The following is an 18,768-nucleotide window of genomic DNA, read 5'->3' on the forward strand; positions in this document are numbered from 1 at the left end:
TTTTTCTCCTCTTTAAGACCAAGTGTTGGTCCACGCATCATCTAGTGGGGGTAAATCAGTACTCTTACTTAAATAAAAACGATCCAATTTCACACCTGCTGAACGACCAGCAATACTGAAAATATTTTCGCCAGCTTGCAAATCGACTTGGGCTAAACAATTCCAATGCCAGATTGAAAGATTTAAATAAGAGAAAAGGCGACCGTGATTAAATTGCGCGTCAGGGGCTAGCCACGTATTATTGATGCCAACATGAAGCATGTCTTTTCCTTTATCATCATATTTCAAAAGAGCCCAGACGTAGTACTTACCGGGATTTTGCACCGTCAAACGATAATGAATACTAGGCGCAGCTTCCGGATCTGGCCATAAAAGCCCGGCTGCTCCCGGCAGATAAAGACCTAAGCCTTGGCCTTGATTGGTGGGCGTTCCTAGATAGTCAAAAGCGCCAGGATACGCACCAGGCAAAGCTGGCGTTTCATAAGCGACTGCTGTATTGGTTAAAGCCATTTCGGCTTCAAAAGCAATTTTTTCGTCCCGTTCTAAAATCTGCTTTTTCGACAGTGCAGTCAAACGATCTAAGTTTTGCGGAACTTCTTCAGTTAAAATCATGGATCCTAGTTTTTGCGGTTGACGAATTAAATTCGCCGCTAAAAAGTGCTGTTGGTAATAACTAGGATCAGCGAATAACATTTCTGGCCCACTAACATCACTTGCTAAAGAATGATATTGTTTTTCGGCAAGTGCTAGTAAGTTATCTACTGTAGGAATCGCTTCGTTTCCTTTTACATTTCCTACTGGGCCTAAACTGGTCTTTTTAAATCCTTGTGTGTATATTACGAGTTTCGAAAAAGCAACATAGCTATCCAGCATTGTTAAACGCAAAGTGTGCTGGCCAGCTGCCAAATAAGGTAAGCGCAAATAAAGTTTATCCACTTCATCTAGCACGGCATTAGCCCATTGGCCACGGTGTTCGTCAGTCGTCGCACTAGCGAGCACACTAGTCACAGCTTGATCTACTTGCACTTCAATTCGAATTTGACCTACTGAATTTAAACTTGGGAAGCGATAAAATTCCAACAGATGGCTGCCGGCAGTCGTTAGAAAGAACTCATACTCCACAAAAGGACGCCCTGACTTAGTAGCGGTGAGGTCAGCTAACTTAGGAGAACTAGCTTGTAGTGCAGCACCACCACCGCGACCTAAAGCTGGCAGCACGGTAAAGGCCGCAGCAGCAGTATCTTGTTTTTTTATAAAGGACGTCGCCGGCAAAACAACGGCACCCTCACGCTCAGCCGTTTGGGCTTTGGCGGCAATAATTTTTACCGGAATCGCTTGCGTTTTTTCCCCACTGCCTAAAATAATTTCACCAGTTCCTACTTGCGCTGCCAGTGTCAAGCCGATAAAAATCCGTTCTTCGGTAGCCACGGTTCCTTTTATTTTCGTAAGGGTGATACCTTCCGAGGCGGTCAGCGTATAGTCGACAGTCCCTGCGCCATAGTTGAAAACTTCCAACCAACGGGGAGCTACACTTCCTTGTTCTAAAATAATTTCTTCGGTAACGTTAGCCCCTTGCCACAAAACATAGCCTAATTGGGGTGCCCCCAGTTGCAACGGTGGCTTCGTTGTAGGATACATTTTCATATTAGGCGGTGGCGCTAGTTCCGGCGTTAAAATTTTATCCCATTTACCGTCAACCATCACTTTATTGTAATAATGCAACATCCAGCGCAAAAAATTAGTGAAGGTGGCCGAACGTTGCGTGTAAGCTGCCGCGGCTTGTAACTTGCCTTGTTGGTGAGCCAGCACACTGCGGTCGGCAAAATAAAACTCACAATTTTTATAATACGCCGCATGAATTTTCATTTGCACTAATTGAAAGAAAGCGGCTTGTTCTGCTTCAGGTAAGGTTTCAGCTACCGCGTTTACTTCATCAAAAATTACTTTTAACGCGTTAATCCGTCGGGCTCCTTCATCGCCAAAACACACTTGTGAAAAAGTATTGGGATCCAATTGTTCAATTTTGCGGACGTTGGTGATCTGCGTGAATTGATTCAGTAGTGGGCCGACTTTAGCCCCAATTCCCCCTGAAAAATTATCATCCAACCACTGACTTAAGAAGTTTTCCACATTTTGGGTTGTTTTTTCCTGGCCAATTTCAAAAGCAAAGCGCGTGAAAAATTCTAAGTCCTGTTCGATAGGTTTTAAGGCTCCCACGTTTAAGACCCAAAGTTTTTGAATGCCATTATCCCACGCTTTTTGCAACTCATTTTTCATCCGCGCTAAAGGCGTCGAACTAATAAATAAATAATGCATATTCGTAGCTGCCCAATAAGAGCTATGATAATACAAGCCGTGACCCCCGCTACGTTTTTGATCTTGCAAACTCGGGTAGCGTCGCACATAGCCATAGTTATCGTTGGCCCAGATAATCGTCACATCTTCCGGAATAGCTAGCCCCTGATCGTAGTAGGGCAACACTTCCTTATAGGGCACAAACGTCTGTAAAATGTCTGCTGCTGGTCGCCCAATTGTTTTAGCTAAAATGTCCCGTTGGTCATGAATAACTCTTTCCAACAATTCTTTTTTGGCTTGAAATTTTTCATCAGTGCTTAGCATTGTATCGTTATCAATAGTGCGGGTCACAAAACCACTATCGTGAATCCCCCGCATACCCACGGTGTAACTCACTTCATACTCCCGGTTAGCCGCCACACTTTCCTGCCAATACGCTTGTAAGATTTCCCGATTTTTTCCTGGCAAAGAATAATCGTATTTTACTTCATCGTGCGTGTAGCCTTTGCTTTTTAGCCATGGGTCCCACTCATTTTGGTTACTCCGCAACAACATATCACAATGACTCGTCCCCACCACAATGCCCATCTCGTTGGCTAACTGATTGTTCCGCGGATTCTCATTAAAATAATTCACGTGCATCGCCGGCCAAATATAATTGGCTTTTAAACGCAATAACAAATCAAAAATTTTAGCATAAAGCACCGGCCCAATCGTTCCATCTTGCGTGTGGGCCTGCGCCCAGTTATTCAGCTCTTCTTCATCATTAATAAAGATTCCCCGATACTTAACAGCAGGATATTCTGTAACGCAGAAATCTGCCGGCACCTGATACGCACTCCTTTTTTTCACCGGCACATCGGCAAAATAATGCCACGGTGAAACCCCTAAACGCCGCGAAAGCTCATACAGCCCATAAATCGTCCCTCGTGAGTCACTGCCGATAATCCAAAGTTGTTTCCCCACAAGTTGCAGCAAGTACGCTTCCCAACGTAACGCCCCAGATTCAGCATAAAGGGCAGTAACATCTAGTTTACTTGTTAGGTTGGCAGCAGTAAATTGTTCAAGCGTTCCTATCACGATTTCTGCCGCATCTTTTTCAACGACTACCACGTCTTTACTAAAAACCGTTGCTAAATCATGGGTGAAATTTTCTGTAGCTAAGGCTACACTGCGGGGAGCTTGCGGTAATAAACAAAGGGTGATTTTTTCTTGATTGAATAATGTTGGCATAATTTTCTCCTTGCTCTTCTATATTACTGTCTTCTCTTAGTATACGAAGTTGAATTTGTAATTTCTTGGCACATTATGTAAAATATATTGCATAATCGCACCCAGAAAAGAGGCGTTTTCTTTGAACATTTACCAAGAAGTAAGTTGTGACTACCAAGAGACCATCCACCACACTAGTCCCTTTCATCGGCACACAGGCTATGAACTTTATTTATTTTTAGCCGGTGACGCTAACTTTTTAACAGCTAAAGATGGTTTTTTGTTGCAACCTGGTTATCTTGTCCCTATCACTCCGGGAACTTGGCACAAAGCTAAAACGAATAGTGACGCGCTTTATAAACGTGCTTACATTAATTGTTCTTTAAACTTAGTCAAAGAACTCTCCACACCACAGACTGACCTTGCCCAATGCTTTACCCGTCAAAATCTGCAGAAGCAAAGCGTTATTCAGTTAACTGCATCCGCGAGCCAAACTTTTTTACAGCACATTCAAACCATTCAGCAAGGACTATCGGCTGGAGTTTATGGCAATGACTTAAAAATAAAAATAGCTCTTACCGAAATTTTGTTATTAGCCAACCAAGCACCACAGATTTCCCATAATCTAGTAGCGGCTCATCTTCCTAGCCTCATTACAGAGATGATGCTCTTCATTGATATACATCTCAAAGAAGACTTATCTTTACAACGATTCAGTCAAGCCTTTTTTATGAATGGCAATTATTTAAGTCGGACATTTAAAAAAGCTACCGGCATCACTTTACAAGAATATATTATTGATAAACGCATCGAATTTGCCAAAGAATTACTAGGCTACGGCTATTCTGTAGAACAAGCCGCTAGTGAAACGGGTTTTGGCAACTATTATCATTTTATTCGTGCCTTTAAGCAACGAGTAGGTTGCCCTCCCGGCGTTTACAAAAAAGAAAGGACAGTCCGCTAGTGAAGCGTGACTGTCCTTTTGAAGTTATTTCAAGCCAGTAGTGCTGATTCCTTCTACAATATATTTTTGGAAGAGGAAGAAGATGACCAACACTGGGAGTAATGAGACTACCGACATGGCAAACATCGCACCCCAGTTGGAACTACTGCTAGAGTCTAAAAATTGTTTTAATGCAATTGAAACAGTGTAACTTTCAGGCTTAGTCAAGTAAAGCATTGGTCCGATTAATTCTTCCCATTTCCAGTAAAAACTAAAAATTGCCGAAGTTGCTAATGCTGGTTTGATTAACGGTAAAATTACTTTGAAGAAAATTCCAATACGACCACAACCATCCATTTTAGCTGCTTCATCCAATTCAGTCGGGATGCCTTGGATGAATTGATTCATCATGAAAATAAAGAAGGCTTGTCCAAAGAATGAAGGAACCGTCACTGGGAAAATAGTGTTAATCCAGTTAAGCTTACCAAACCACAAGTATTGAGGAACCATGATAATTTCTTGAGGAACCATCATAGTCATTAAAACACAAGAAAACCAGAACTTTTTCCCTTTAAATGGAATTCGTGCGAAGCCGTAAGAAATGACTGCTGAAGAACAAACAGCACCTACTGTAGCAATCAAAGCAATACGTAAGGAATTGAAAATGTAAGTTATAAAGGGCACTCCAGCGATCCCTTGAAATCCTTTTACGTAATTATCTAACGTCCAGTTAGATGGGATTAATTGTGTAGCCGTCTGAAAAATTTCCGAATTTGGCTTTAAAGAACTAAAAATCAACCAAAAAATAGGATAGAGCATCACAATGGCTACAAGCAGGATAACTATATCAAACGCTATATTTTTACGGTTACTGGCAACCATTTTAGACCTCCTCCGATTCAGAAAATACCCAAAATTTCGATGTTGCAAAGAAAATAAGAGTAATCACTGCTATTAAGATAATCAAAATCCAAGCTAGCGCCGAAGCGTAACCCATTTTAAAGTCAGAGAAAGCTTTCTGATACACATACAAAGAGTAGACCAATGTACCATTCCGCGGTGACCCTGTACCATTAGTAATAACAAAAGCTGGTGTGAAAGTTAAAAACGATTGAATTGTTTGCATAACTAAATTAAAGAAAATGATTGGAGTTAAGCAAGGTAATGTAATTGAAACAAATTGTCGTAACTTTCCTGCTCCATCAATCTGTGCTGCTTCATAGTAATCGTTAGGGATATTTTTTAATCCTGATAAAAAGATTAACATGGAAGAACCAAATTGCCAGCCGGCTAACAAAATTAATGTCAACAACGCGGTACCAGGATTCTTAAAGAAATAAATTGGATCTAAATTGATTGATTCCAAAAGTCCATTAATTAAACCTGAATCGCCAAAGATATTCCGCCACATAATGGATACTGCTACACTCCCTCCGATAATGGAAGGAATGTAGAATAGTACCCGATAAGCACCCGAAAGTTTCGATGGTCGATTAATTAACATCGCTACTGCTAATGCAATAATCAAACGAAGAGGAACGGCACAAATTACATAATTCAAAGTTACTTTAAGAGCTTGTCTAAATTTAGGGTCATCAAAGAATATTTTTTTGAAGTTGTCCAGTCCCGTAAACTCAGCTTTGGTTAACAAATCATAATTGTGGAAAGCCATAAATAAGGAAATCCCCATTGGCACAATAATAAACAACAAGAAACCAATGATAAACGGTGAAATAAATAAGTATCCGGAAATTAAGTCTTGTTTCTCGGTACTCTTACTGTTAAACTTCGACTTCAAAATACTCCGAGAACTATTTTTAGTCGTAGTTTTCATCAAAAATCTCCTTTGCTTTTTCTACATAGCTGTCATAAGCTTCTTCTGGTGTCATTGTGTTATAAGTGATTTCAGCAAATATTTCTTTAAAGTGTGTATTTAATTCTGAAAATCCTAATGGTGGCACTGGCGATGCTTCACCAACGTAATCTTTAATTTTATCTAAGTAATCAGACGCAATTTTTTCATCATCAGACATTTGATCATAAATTGCAGCTTTAGCAGCAGAACTTGCTGGAATTCCTCGTTCGGTACCAATTTCTTTATTTGCCTCTTCATTGTTAATCAAGTAATCGATTAATTTTGCTGCTGCTTCTTGATGTTTTGAATTTTTAGCAACAGAATAGAAGAAACTTGGACGATAGAATAGAGCACCTGATTCTGTTGCACCATATGGCAACTCAAGATCAAAAGATACACCTTCAGCTGCTGATTGCGAATACGTCACATATTGGTTATTCCAGTTTTGGTAATAGGCAACATCTCCTAAAGAAAACGGATTTTCATCAAAACTTTTAATGTTACTAGCTACTTCCGCAGTAGGCATAGCCCCTTCTTTAGTCAAGCTTTGAATCGCGCTCATAAAATCAATAAAGTTTTCCTTAGAGAAAGCTAAAGTAGGTTTCCCATCCTTATCGTATTCAATTAGCTCTTCACCTTTAGTTCGAAGATAATATTGTAACAATACATAATTATCTACAACGTCAATACTTCCCAATTTGCCAGTATTTTTATGCACATCGCTCACAGATTTTACCCAATCTTCAAAAGTATAATTACTGAAATCAAGGTTTGAATTGGCTTCTTCTGTAACTTGTTTATTAACAATCATCGACATTGCATTAATAGCTGGTGTCATCGCAAAAATCTGTTCATTAACTTTACCAGCATCGACAATAGAATCTTCTAAGTTTGTAGTATCAATTGTTTTACCTTCACCAACCAAATCACTTAAATCGGCTAACTGATTTTTCTCACCATATTGTGCTAAATAGGAAGTATCCATTTGCATCACATCTGGTAATTCCCCTGCTGCTGATTTAGTCGCTAATTTTTTCCAATAATCATCCCAAGCAGCATATTCATATTCTACTTTAATATCTGGATTATCTTTTTCGAATAACTCAATTGCTTTAATATACTTTTCATGCCGAACTTCAGAACCCCACCAAGTAAAACTAATTTTAGTCTGACCGTCCCCACTGTCACTCCCAGCAGTATCATCTTTTTTTGAACCACAAGCAGCCAACGCTAGAGTAGCAATTGCTAGTGAACCTACCAAAAATTTCATCTTTTTCATCAGATTGAATCCTCCTTTGTGTTTGGTTACATATCCATCATATTGAAAGCGGTTTAAATTTGAAAGGTAAAAAATCGAGTGTTTTTCCTAAAAATCAGACTATCCAAAAAACTTGCGGAAAAATAAATAAAACTCGTACTTTTTATGCTAGAATAATTTAAAGTAAACGCTTACCAGAAGGAGGACTTTTGATGAACACTTTAAAACATTCCCTGATGAACTTCTTTGATGCTCTTTTTACACTCATTTATCTAAATTTATTATGGTTTCTTTTTACTTTACTAGGTTTTTTTATTTTAGGAATTGGACCGGCTACGGTTACTTTGCTTAAGGCCCTAACAGATTTTCGTCGTCATCAAGTTAGTTGGTCATTCCGTGAGTTTTTCTTTCAATATAAGAAAGTTTTTTGGAAAAGTAACAATGTAACCTGGTTATTCCTCGTTCTTTTAGGTGGAACTCTGTTTAACTATCGGATTTCCCTTATTTATTTTAGCAATCACCTTTTCCTCCGCTCTATCTACCTAACTTTATTTTTAATTTTTTTAACAAGCTTAATTTTAGCTTGGGCTAATCTAAGCAAAATAACTCTTAACTTAAAAGAAAATCTGAAGTTTATTTTAATTGAACTGTTTCGCTTTCCGCTACAAACTATCGCAATCATGTTAACAATTTTTATCATCATTCTTGTTTTATGGTCTAAATTTTTTATTTTGCTCTTTTTCGGAGTTGTGCTCAGTCTGTACCTCGTAAATGTCATTCATGGAGAAGTATTGACCAAAATTGTCAATCTAAAAGACAAATATGAATCCTAAAAAGTTACTTAGCCGATATTCTCTATCTTACGAAGAAAAGTTACGCTTTTTTATTACGGTTATCTGCGCGCTACTTTTGTGTTGTATCCTTTTACTTAATTTATTTTTTTGGCGGTTACTATCACAAAAAGATTTTGCCAAAAGTCGAACAGAGCTTTTCTATACTTCACAAAGTATTTTTTCCCGACTAAGTGAGCCCCGTAGTATTACTTATAACTTAATGGCCAACGAAACTTTTCAAAATCTCTTACTTCAAAGTAATGAAGAAACTAGACCTTCTCCTGACAAATATTCAATTACTAAAGATATTAGAACAATTATTCAAAATGCTACTTTAACTGCCGACTCTAGTATCATTTCTGTCTATCTCTTTAATAAACAAGAAGAGAGTCTAGCAAACACCCTAAGTACGCGCGAACAGTTACTAGGCGATTTATCTTTTGAACAGGCTTTTACAACGCTTCCCGACACACCAAGCCCAGGACAATGGTTTTTTTCTAATGAACTAAATCAAGCTATTTTCATGCAAAAAATTTTTTCTTCTGAACAACTTAAATTAGAGTATCAAGGCGTCATTATTTTCCTACTCAATACTACTTTTATCCGCAATACTTTTGAAAATGGTGCAAACTTTACTAAAGATAATATTTACACATTAAGTTACGGCAAAGAGACGCATATTACTACCTTTAATGACCCTGATAAAACAACAACAATCCAGCAGGAGCTAGCTAATGTAAACCTCGCCAAACAAGATAATAAGATCATCAAAATTGCAGGTAAGAAGTATTATATTGTCTCTACAGAAAATAGTACCTTCCAATCTGCCTACTTAGTCCCAGATGATGAAATTTTAAAACAATTAATTCAATTGGAAATCCTATTTATCCTAGTTCTCCTCATTCTCATTTATCCTCTCTATCAAGGCATTAAAAAAATCAGCAAACGCCTCACGGACCCCATCATTGAACTGGCAGCTAAGATGCGTAACGTTACTGACGAAGAAGATTTGAAAGCTTTGAAAAAGCTTACGCCCCACAGTCAAAGCCATGATGAAGTCGCCATTTTATATCACGGTTTTCAGGATATGGCTAGCCAACTGAGTCAGCTTATTGAAGAGAACTACAAGGGAAAAATTCTCTCGCAAGAAATGGAGTTTAAGGCTTTGCAAGCACAACTCGACCCTCATTTTCTCTACAATACGTTAGATTCTATCTACTGGTTGGCTTTAGAAAATGATGATGAAAAAATTGCGCAAATGGCCTTGTCTTTGGCTTTACTTTTCCGCAAAAAAATTAATAACGACGCCGAAGTGATTACTTTAGACGATGAATTACAATTGGTGGACGCTTATACCAATATTCAAATGATTCGTTTTGAAAACCGCGTGCACTACCAAAAACGGCTGGAACTAGCCGACCTCACCTTACAATTGCCCAAATTTTTAATTCAACCTTTAGTAGAAAATGCCTTCAAATACGCCGTTGAAAAATCCGCTAAACCCGTTGAGATTACGTTATACATTCATGAAACAGCTGCCGATATTTGGCTTGAGGTTTTAGACAACGGTCGCGGCTTTAGCCAATTGCCACCCCAACCTAGTCAAAGTGGAATTGGTCTTAAAAACATCGAAGCGCGTTTAAAACTATTTTTTGGCGAAGAAGCGACTTTAAAAATTGTCTCTGAACCTTTCGTCGCCACTAGTGTTACTATCAAAATTCCCAAGTCACAAATCAGGAGGAAGTCATCGTGATCAATATTCTAGTTGTAGATGATGAACCGATTATCGCTAAAGGTATTGCCAAAAAAATTCGTTCTTTTACCGACAGTCAGCAACAAAACGTGACTGTTTTTACTAGTAGCCAAGAAGCCTTGGCTTATCTCGCACAGCATGCTGTTGATTTAATTTTCTCTGATATTAATATGCCGGAGTTGAGTGGCTTAGAACTAGTAGAAGCTTTGCAAAAAAGTAATCCGCAAAGTGAAATTGTCATTATTACCGGTTTTGGCTCTTTAGCCTATGCAAAACAAGCGATGGAATTTGGCGTGCGCCATTTTTTAGAAAAGCCGGTCCAGCCGCAACAATTAAAAACAGCTTATCTCGATTCTTTGGAGCGTTTAGCAAAACGTAAAGTTAACTGGCGCCACCAATTAGCCAATGACTTCAACCGTTTTTTAATAGGTGAGTCAGCGACCATGCCGCCCGCCATTCTGGAAGCCCACCCCCTTTTAATGATGTTTGATGCTCAGTTGGAGAAAGCTTGGCTCCCACTATTACAAAAAAAATTAGCCGAAAAAATTTTCATTCATGGTCATTATCAAAACGCCTGCTATTTTCTTTTAACCATTACCGAAAAAGAATTAATGCTCCTCCTCCAACAGCAAACTTGGTCCCCAGGCATTTTCTTTGTGGCGTCTTGCAAAGAACCTGCTACTTTGCACACGACGATTAATTTAGGACTATTGAGCTTTGAAAAAGAATTTTATTTTAAACGCGGAACAATCTTACAACCTGCCGACTTTAAACATCCGACACCGGATCAAATTTTAACTGCTTATTTTTTACTAAAAGAAAATTTACCTCGCCAATTACATCAACAAGACTTTATTGCCGCCAAACAAGCTGTCGATACATTTTTAGCTGAATGTCAACGTCAATTGGCTCCCGTCAAGCAAGTTCAAGCACAAGTCAGTGACCTTGTCGCCTTTTTGATGGAGACTTACGAATTACAGCGGGATACCATTTTACAAGAAGCCAGCTTGCGAATTGTTTTTTCCAATCAGATTCAAAGTCTCTCCTTTATCCTGCACTATTGTTTAGCACAAATTAAACAGCAACAGGCGCCACTAGATGCCAACAATATTCCAGCTAGTCTTAATTATTTAATTGAAAATCATTACGCTAACGAAAATCTTTCTCTCCGCTGGATTGCCAAAAATATGCTGTTCCTTAATCCGGATTATCTCGGCCGTAAATATTATCAACTAACCGGCAATAAATTTAACAATAAATTGGTGGAATTCCGCATGCAAAAAGCTGAAGCTTTAATTTTAAATGGCAAAAGTATTCATGAGGTGGCCGAAGCTGTGGGTTACAAAAATAATCCTGAATATTTCTGTCAAGTATTCAAAAAGGTGAAAGGCACAACGCCCCACCGCTACCTCCAATTAAAAGAATAAACAAAGCCCGTTGAGCAGGAATTTTTCCCTAACTCAACGAGCTTTTTTCTTTTATTTTATTGACGACTCTTTCTTAATCCAAGCTAGTCCATTGCCATTCTTCAACTTCTGGGATATCTTCCCCGTGCTGGCGAATGTAGTCATGATGGAAATTAACGGTATCAGTCATTTTTTGTGCGAATTCGCCGGCAGACGCACCGTACACTTTTTCAGCAGCATCTTTAGCTAAGTGGAAACGATCCATTTCACTTAAAACCCGCATATCAAACGGTGTAGTGATATCGCCATTTTCCCGATAACCGTGGATGCTTACGTTGCGGTTATGGCGATCAAAGAAGATATCGCGGACTAAACCTTCGTAACCATGGAAAGCAAAAATCACTGGTTTGTCTTTGGTGAAGTAGTTGTCAAATTCTGCATCGCTTAAACCGCGTGGGTCAAGGCGTGGGTGGCGCAAACGTAATAAGTCCACCACATTAATAAAGCGAATTTTTAAAGCAGGGAAGGCTTTGTGTAACAAGGAAATAGCCGCTAAACTCTCTAAGTTTGGTTCTGTGCCGGCCGCCGCAATCACCACATCAGGCTCGCTGTTGCCTTCAGTAGACGCCCAGTCGATAATCTTTAAGCCGTCTTTAACTAATACTTCAGCTTCATCAGCGGAGTAAAATTGTGGCCGTGGGTGTTTTGAAGTGACGATTAAGTTAATCAACTCTTCAGAAGCAAAAGTTTCATGCATTACCGCTAATAAGGTGTTGGTATCAGCCGGTAAATATTCGCGAATGAATTCTGGTTTCTTTTCTGCCAAGTGGGTTAACATCCCTGGATCTTGGTGGGTGTAACCATTATGGTCTTGTTGGAAAACAGTAGAGGTGGCAATCAAATTCAATGAAGGATAATTTTTCCGCCAAGTTTGTTCTTTGGCTTTCCGCAACCATTTGAAATGTTGGGTAATCATGGAATCTACTACGCGGAAGAAAGCTTCGTAACTAGCAAAGAAGCCGTGACGTCCAGTTAAGACATAACCTTCCAAGAAACCTTCTGCTTGGTGTTCAGATAGTTGACTATCAATCACTCGACCCGCTGGTGACAACCATTCATCTTTAGGAAAATCAGTTGGTTCTAACCATTGGCGGTCCGTTACTTCAAAGACGTGGTTCAAACGGTTGGATTTAGATTCATCTGGGCCAAAGATCCGGAAGTTATCAGGATTTTCTTGCACCAAATCGGCGGCGTATTTTCCAAACTCAATCATATCTTGGGCAATGATGCTCCCTGGTTTAGTCGTATCAATGGCGTGTTTTTTCCAGTCAGCTAATTTCATTGGTTTCGGATTGATACCACCATTGGTAATCGGATTGGTGGCCATCCGTTGAGCTCCTTTTGGCGCCATCTCTTTTAGTTCAGGAATTAATTTTCCTTCTGCTGTAAAGAGTTCTTCCGGACGATAAGATTTCAACCAATCCACTAAAGCGTCGATATGGGTCATATGCTTTTGATCTACTGGAATTGGCACTTGGTGGGCTCGGAAGCTGCCTTCAATCGGTTCACCATCCCAAGTTTTAGGGCCGGTCCAACCTTTGGGCGTGCGGAAAATAATCATGGGCCAGCGAGGCATTGAAGCAACTTCATTCGCCGCGCCAAGACGCGCTTTATTTTGGATTTCTTGAATTTTTTCAATCACGGTATCTAATACTTCAGCCATTTGCGGGTGAACTTTAGCAGGATCTTCGCCTTCCACAAAGTAAGGTTCCCAGCCCATCCCTTTAAAGTAGGCACTTAAATCTTCATTGGACTTACGGGAAAGAATCGTTGGATTAGAAATTTTTGCCCCGTTTAAGTGTAAGATGGGTAAGACTGCACCATCAGTTACCGGGTTAATGAAAGTGTTAGAGAACCAAGAAGTAGCTAAAGGTCCGGTTTCAGCTTCACCATCGCCGACAACCGTGGCCGCAATGACTGCTGGATTGTCTAAAATAGCTCCTGTTGCATGGGATAAAGAATACCCTAACTCGCCCCCTTCATGGATAGAGCCTGGTGTTTCTGGTGCTGCGTGGGAAGCAACGCCCCCAGGGAAAGAGAATTGTTTAAAGAGTTTTTTCAAGCCTGTAGTATCTTCCGTAATTTCTGGATAAATTTCAGTGTAGCTACCGTCTAAATAAGAGTTGGAGACCATCACTTGACCGCCGTGACCAGGGCCTTCAATATAAAACATATTTAAATTATATTTATTAATTACCCGGTTTAAATGGGCATAGACAAAGTTTTGGCCCGAAATCGTTCCCCAGTGACCGATGGGATGGACCTTCACATCCTCAGGGGCGATAGGCCGCGTTAATAAAGGATTATCTTTTAAATAAAGTTGACCTACTGAAATATAGTTAGCTGCGCGCCACCAGGCATCCACCTTGGCTAAATACTCTTTGGAATCAAAATCCGTCATGTTAAAAAACTCCTTATTCTTTTTTAGTATTTTTTACTTAAAGTAATTCCTGAAAAAACGGCTAGTTGGCACTAGCCGACTTCGTGAAAAACTTAATTAACTTCACTCAGAGTATAAGCTATTTTGGAAAAGAAGTAAAGGTATTTTTTACTTTTTTATGATTCCTTCACTAAATTCTATTTTATCCGCGTTGTTGTAAGGACAAACGTTTAAAGAGGGCCTTGTTTTTGGTCACTTTGCCATTACTGCTGGCATAGACGCCCAGTGTCGAACCGACAAAGCCTCCTGCTACTTGCGTACTTAAAAAGTAAGCCGAAACATGGTCAATGAGTAATTGGCGTTGGCCAGAAATCTCTACCCAAAAGCTTAAGTCTTGCTTGTCCTGTTGAATGGCCAACGTCACATCTGGTTGGGGCAGCTTTTGTGTCACTAAAATTTCATCCTGGCCTTTTAAGGTCTGAATAACCTGCACCACTACTTGATGCTCCACTTTTTTAACGACGAAGCGCATCGCAAATTGATTACTTTGAATAATCATTAAGCCTGCCTCTTCGTATTTGTTTTCTGGCGTGAATTCTTGCTCCACTTGTAAGCAGTAGTGCATCGAATTTTGACGCAAACCTAAATAGCTAGGAGAAGCTAAATCAGCAAAAGTAATCGGGGTTAAGTTCACTTGTAGCCCCGTAGTTGTTACTTGATAATTTGCTTCTTCAGGATTACGCAAGCGTAAAGCAACTGGTGGAATCCCTTGTTTAAAGTCGATCTCAATATCGGCGATGAGAACAGCGTCTTCTGCCATTATTTTTCCCACACCTGGATTAACTACCGGCCAATCCGCTTCCCAAATAACCGTCGCCAAAAAAGTTTCTCGACCTAAATTATTGTAGCCTTCATAAAAACGACTGGCTAAACAAGTTAAGGCCCAGGTACCATCGGCTTTTTCAATTAAATCGCCATGACCAACATTTTGAATTGGATAATCCTGTCCGAGATTACGATGGGTAAAAATAGGATTGTTAGGATTACCTTCATACCACCCGTCAATTTTAGTGCTACGAGCCACACTAATCGCATGTTGTAAGCCGGTACCACCTTCAGCGATTAAAAGATAATAAAAGCCATTGCGTTTATACAAATGTGGTCCTTCTGGCCATATATTTTTGCGTAAAGCACCTTTCCAAATAGGTGTGCTGACACCGCTAAGTTGCATGGTCGTCAAATCTAACTCCTGTAACCAAATCTCATAATCTCCATCGTAACGGATACCTGCACTACGAGGGCGCGTACCAACATAGTAACACTTACCATCCTCATCAAAAAACAAGCTAGGATCAATCCCTGCAGCTGTTGGTAAAAAGTACGGGTCGCTCCACGGGCCACGCGGGTCCGTTGCGGTCACAATGAAATTACCACCGTGAGTCACGTTAGTTGTAATCAAGTAAAACGTTCCTTCACGATAGCGAATCGTGGGGGCAAAAATTCCGCTAGAATGATTCGCACCAGTGAGGTCCAATTGACTGGGGCGCTCTAAGACATTGCCAATCTGAGTCCAATCTACAAGGTTTTGACTGTGATAAATAGGCACGCCGGGAAAATAAGAAAAAGTTGACGTCACTAGATAATAATCTTCCCCTACGCGACAAACAGAAGGGTCAGGGGCAAATCCTGCTAAAATTGGATTTTTCATCCTTGGACCTCCCAAATACGATAATTCCCGCTTAAAGCTAAGAAGGCAAAAGCGTATAAAAAGTTATCATAGTAGCGGCGCTCACCAGTTCTTAAAGGTGTCTGCCAAAATTTTTCGACGCAAGCCGTCGCATTGGCTCCACTTGTTGCTAAAGACCCCATGGCATTCATGGCGATTAGGCCCACGGGATGTAAAACAGTATCGTTAGCTGGAGTGCCATCGATATAGTAGACCCGATTTTCGTGTCCTTTTACCGTTTCATTGAAGAAATGTTGTAGGCGCGTCACACAGTCATTCAAAGCTGGTGAATTACCACCCCAAACATTAGCTAGGCCGATATTACCAGCCGTGCGGTAGGCGTCACTATAAAACCGATCGTGATCTTTCACATTTTTAGGTGTACCGTCATATTCGCTGTACTCCGCAGTTAAACCAGTCACTGGATGACTAGCCGCAACTAAAAACTTACGACTGGCCCTAGCAGCTTCTTGCCAAAATGCTGCATCTTCGGTATTGCCCCAACGAGCAAACAATTCATAAAAATGCGGCAAATGATAAGAGGGATCCGTAAAGTCGCAGTTAGGAACAAATTTAATTAAATGATTTTTTAAATCCCACATGGAAAGTCCAGGAAATTCTTCATCTTTGTGCAAACAGACGTGCAAGATAGCGCGAGCTTCTTGTTCATAATTTAAGATCCCCGAACCGTTACCAAAACGGTGACTGGCAAAAAATAAGGCTAGGGCAAAATATTCTTCTCCATCTGGTGCCGGACCGTTGGAGTTTTTTTCGCCGTTAGGGAGCACAGACCAGGCAAAGTAACCTTTATTTTCGCCGGTTGTCAGCCACATAAACTTTTTCACCCAACGCCAAAGTTTATCAAAAATGTCCTGACGATTGTATTGAACGCTTAACATCATGGCATAAGACATCCCTTCTGTTCGGACATCATTGTTCCCAGTGTCTACGACATACCCTGTCTGATCATCATTTTCAAAATAAATTTTGTGGGGACCAACGAAAAGATGCTCCCAAATTTCTTTTAAGCGAGCAGCAACTTCTGCTGGTGGATAATTCATTTCTTGAAATACATTACGATACTCCATCATTTTTACTCCTTTAAACTTTCCTGTAATTGTTGCCAGGCGGTACCTGCTTGTACTGTGATGCCAATGCCATGATAGTCATTTAAGCGCCAACCTAATTGACGATAATAACTACGTGCAAAAGAAAAACCTGAGCCTTGGCAGACACCATACAGATTTCCTTTTTCGTCTAACGCCTCGGTTACTATGCCTTGCCAACCTTGCTGACAAGCTAACAATACCGCATTTTTCATGGTGTCAGGAAGCCAATCTCGCAAGATGCCCTTGGCAAAGGCACAAATAAACATCGCCGTAGCTGATGTTTCGGCATAAGTTGCCGGTTCGTCTAAAATTTGATGCCACAAGCCACTGTCATCTTGGAGAGACAGCAAGCCCTTCACAAGTTCTCGATAAAAAGTTTGCAAGGGTATCCGTAGTTCGTGTTGGGCGGGCAGGACTACTAATAATTCACTCAAGCTGTAAATAACCCAACCATTCCCCCGACTCCAAGGAATCAAATTGGCTTTAGCATAGTTTGTTTCAAAAATATGGCTCATTAAGTTTTGTTGCGGTAAAAACATGCGCTCTTTAAAACCTAAAAACTGTTTGCCGGCACAAAGCAAATACTTTTCTTCATGCGTAAACTGATAATAATGAGTCAAAAAAGGACAGGACATGTATAAATCATCAATCCACATCGTCTGATTGCCCCGAACAAAAGTACCATCAGGATTACGTTCTTGGCGAAGATAAATAAACTCAGCAATACGTTGTAGTAAGCGGCGCAACCCTTGTTGATTTTTCAGGGCTGGTTGAACTTGTAATAGAAAGTTCCCAAAAGAACCACAGTCATCTAGTTCAGTTAACCAATATAATTGTGTATTTAAGGTGGCATAAGTAAAAATTTCTTGTTCTTTGAGGCAGTAGGCATCATAGGCCACCACTTGTTCAGCAAAAGCTATCACATATTCCGCCAGTTGTGCCCAGGCAAAAGTTTGGCTCGCTTGCCAAAAACCAGTTAGAGTCACCCCTAAAGGATAGGTCCAACGGGCAAACTCACTAGGCAGTTGCGTGTAACGTCCATATGAGTTCTCGTAGCATCCTTGCCACAATTTCTCGCCAGCTAAATGTTGCGTTGCTGTTGGCTGTAGGGCAAACGGGCCTTGATAGACCCACTCTGCTGTTTCGGTTAAACAGGCACTTAAATCCGCCGTCAAGTTGGCGCCATAATACAAAAGAAAATCAACCGCTATATCAGTAGAACAAGGTTGCCAGCTTTTTTTATTCCAATAAGAAAAATGTTCCACATTGCCAGACAAAAAACTCTTTTCAGGTAAAGCAACTAAATAATAGCGTGGACGATTCGCGATAATCTCCTGCCGCTTTCTTTGCGGGTAAGTAGGCAACTTATCCTGAAGCACTGGACAAAGTTGTTGTTCTAAATTTAATTTTTGATAGGTGAAACCAATTTTACGAAAAGCACCCTGCTCTTTACCTAAAGTATAGAAAAATGTCGGCTCCCACTGGGGCATCGCATTTTTAAGCGCAAAGCCCTGGCCTAAATTCGTTTTCTCACTGACGACTACCACTTGATTCCAACCCGCGGTCAAATGCAGTGAAAACTGACTGAAGATACGGTTGTTCTCTTTTTCTGGTGTCGACTGCCATACTTTAGCACCGTTCAGCCATAAACTAGAAGGACCAACACATTGAATTTGCCAATTGGTATCTCGCTCTTCCTTACTCCAAGTTTTAGCAAAACTACCCACCACTTCACCAATCGCTAATTCAGGATAAAAGTGTGTTAAATCCACAGTATAGGCGCCATCATTGTCTGAAAGACGCATTGCTGGAAAATCCAGCACCAAAGGATACGGTGCTAGGGGATTTTCCGTCATAAATTTAATAGCCAATGTTTCCACTGCGGGCCAAGAATTTGTACCATAGCGTGCTGCGAAACTCTCTTGTTGAAAATACATC

At 40.3% G+C, this 18,768-nt stretch carries 12 protein-coding genes; 4 read left to right on the top strand and 8 right to left on the bottom strand.

The features are described from left to right. Window positions 1-12 precede the first annotated feature (12 nt). On the bottom strand, window positions 13-3,528 hold the full coding sequence (locus FFM57_RS01945; protein ID WP_137598845.1) for a glycosyl hydrolase 115 family protein: 3,516 nt from the start codon (window positions 3,526-3,528) through the stop codon (window positions 13-15). 121 nt (window positions 3,529-3,649) lie between these two features. On the opposite strand from FFM57_RS01945, the gene FFM57_RS01950 reads away from it, so the two are divergent. Next, the gene (locus FFM57_RS01950) at window positions 3,650-4,471 is read left to right on the top strand and encodes an AraC family transcriptional regulator (RefSeq protein ID WP_137598846.1); all 822 of its coding nucleotides are present in this window, start codon (window positions 3,650-3,652) and stop codon (window positions 4,469-4,471) included. Between the two features lie 24 nt (window positions 4,472-4,495). Here the strand turns inward: FFM57_RS01950 and FFM57_RS01955 are convergent, their stop codons facing one another. From FFM57_RS01955 to FFM57_RS01965, 3 genes are read right to left on the bottom strand one after another with little or no spacing between them, the layout of a single operon-like run. Further along, a complete protein-coding gene (locus tag FFM57_RS01955; RefSeq protein ID WP_137598847.1) occupies window positions 4,496-5,332 on the bottom strand; it encodes a carbohydrate ABC transporter permease in 837 nt (278 codons plus the stop codon). 1 nt (window position 5,333) lies between these two features. Beyond that, the gene (locus FFM57_RS01960) at window positions 5,334-6,284 is read right to left on the bottom strand and encodes a carbohydrate ABC transporter permease (RefSeq protein WP_137598848.1); all 951 of its coding nucleotides are present in this window, start codon (window positions 6,282-6,284) and stop codon (window positions 5,334-5,336) included. After that, window positions 6,268-7,584, bottom strand: coding sequence for an ABC transporter substrate-binding protein (locus FFM57_RS01965; RefSeq protein WP_137598849.1), 1,317 nt, complete (start codon window positions 7,582-7,584; stop codon window positions 6,268-6,270). Before FFM57_RS01965 ends, FFM57_RS01960 begins: the two co-directional genes overlap by 17 nt. A 191-nt stretch (window positions 7,585-7,775) precedes the next feature. Here FFM57_RS01965 and FFM57_RS01970 point away from each other — a divergent pair, with 191 nt between their 5' ends. The 3 genes from FFM57_RS01970 to FFM57_RS01980 all read left to right on the top strand — a co-directional run bounded on the left by FFM57_RS01970 (window position 7,776) and on the right by FFM57_RS01980 (window position 11,576). Further along, window positions 7,776-8,396, top strand: coding sequence for a DUF624 domain-containing protein (locus tag FFM57_RS01970; RefSeq protein WP_137598850.1), 621 nt, complete (start codon window positions 7,776-7,778; stop codon window positions 8,394-8,396). Window positions 8,397-8,616: 220 nt separating this feature from the next. After that, window positions 8,617-10,149 carry a sensor histidine kinase gene (locus FFM57_RS01975; RefSeq protein WP_170999849.1) on the top strand — a complete coding sequence of 511 codons (1,533 nt, stop codon included), beginning with the start codon at window positions 8,617-8,619 and terminating at the stop codon, window positions 10,147-10,149. After that, a complete protein-coding gene (locus FFM57_RS01980; RefSeq protein ID WP_137598852.1) occupies window positions 10,146-11,576 on the top strand; it encodes a response regulator in 1,431 nt (476 codons plus the stop codon). Before FFM57_RS01975 ends, FFM57_RS01980 begins: the two co-directional genes overlap by 4 nt. Before the next feature lie 73 nt (window positions 11,577-11,649). On the opposite strand, the gene FFM57_RS01985 is transcribed toward FFM57_RS01980, so the two are convergent. The 4 genes from FFM57_RS01985 to FFM57_RS02000 all read right to left on the bottom strand — a co-directional run bounded on the left by FFM57_RS01985 (window position 11,650) and on the right by FFM57_RS02000 (window position 18,767). After that, complete coding sequence (locus FFM57_RS01985; RefSeq protein WP_137598853.1) at window positions 11,650-14,016, bottom strand: phosphoketolase family protein; 2,367 nt, start codon at window positions 14,014-14,016, stop codon at window positions 11,650-11,652. A 181-nt stretch (window positions 14,017-14,197) separates the two neighbouring features. Continuing rightward, window positions 14,198-15,703 (bottom strand): glycoside hydrolase family 43 protein, encoded by a 1,506-nt coding sequence (locus tag FFM57_RS01990; RefSeq protein ID WP_137598854.1) that lies wholly within the window; start codon window positions 15,701-15,703, stop codon window positions 14,198-14,200. Continuing rightward, window positions 15,700-16,809, bottom strand: coding sequence for a family 8 glycosyl hydrolase (locus FFM57_RS01995; protein ID WP_246023351.1), 1,110 nt, complete (start codon window positions 16,807-16,809; stop codon window positions 15,700-15,702). Before FFM57_RS01995 ends, FFM57_RS01990 begins: the two co-directional genes overlap by 4 nt. A 5-nt stretch (window positions 16,810-16,814) precedes the next feature. Further along, window positions 16,815-18,767 carry a glycoside hydrolase family 88/105 protein gene (locus FFM57_RS02000; protein ID WP_137598856.1) on the bottom strand — a complete coding sequence of 651 codons (1,953 nt, stop codon included), beginning with the start codon at window positions 18,765-18,767 and terminating at the stop codon, window positions 16,815-16,817. Window position 18,768 lies beyond the last annotated feature (1 nt).

This window comes from Enterococcus nangangensis (assembly GCF_005405245.1).
GTDB lineage: Bacteria > Bacillota > Bacilli > Lactobacillales > Enterococcaceae > Enterococcus_J > Enterococcus_J nangangensis.

Excerpts from the sequence above, each read along its gene's own strand:
- FFM57_RS01995 (WP_246023351.1), bottom strand. The coding sequence starts at position 16,809 with ATGGAGTATCGTAATGTATTTCAAGAAATGAATTATCCACCAGCAGAA.
- FFM57_RS01985 (WP_137598853.1), bottom strand. The coding sequence starts at position 14,016 with ATGACGGATTTTGATTCCAAAGAGTATTTAGCCAAGGTGGATGCCTGG.
- FFM57_RS01955 (WP_137598847.1), bottom strand. The coding sequence starts at position 5,332 with ATGGTTGCCAGTAACCGTAAAAATATAGCGTTTGATATAGTTATCCTG.
- FFM57_RS01975 (WP_170999849.1), top strand. The coding sequence starts at position 8,617 with ATGGCCAACGAAACTTTTCAAAATCTCTTACTTCAAAGTAATGAAGAA.
- FFM57_RS01965 (WP_137598849.1), bottom strand. The coding sequence starts at position 7,584 with ATGAAAAAGATGAAATTTTTGGTAGGTTCACTAGCAATTGCTACTCTA.
- FFM57_RS01960 (WP_137598848.1), bottom strand. The coding sequence starts at position 6,284 with ATGAAAACTACGACTAAAAATAGTTCTCGGAGTATTTTGAAGTCGAAG.
- FFM57_RS01945 (WP_137598845.1), bottom strand. The coding sequence starts at position 3,528 with ATGCCAACATTATTCAATCAAGAAAAAATCACCCTTTGTTTATTACCG.
- FFM57_RS01970 (WP_137598850.1), top strand. The coding sequence starts at position 7,776 with ATGAACACTTTAAAACATTCCCTGATGAACTTCTTTGATGCTCTTTTT.
- FFM57_RS02000 (WP_137598856.1), bottom strand. The coding sequence starts at position 18,767 with ATGTATTTTCAACAAGAGAGTTTCGCAGCACGCTATGGTACAAATTCT.
- FFM57_RS01990 (WP_137598854.1), bottom strand. The coding sequence starts at position 15,703 with ATGAAAAATCCAATTTTAGCAGGATTTGCCCCTGACCCTTCTGTTTGT.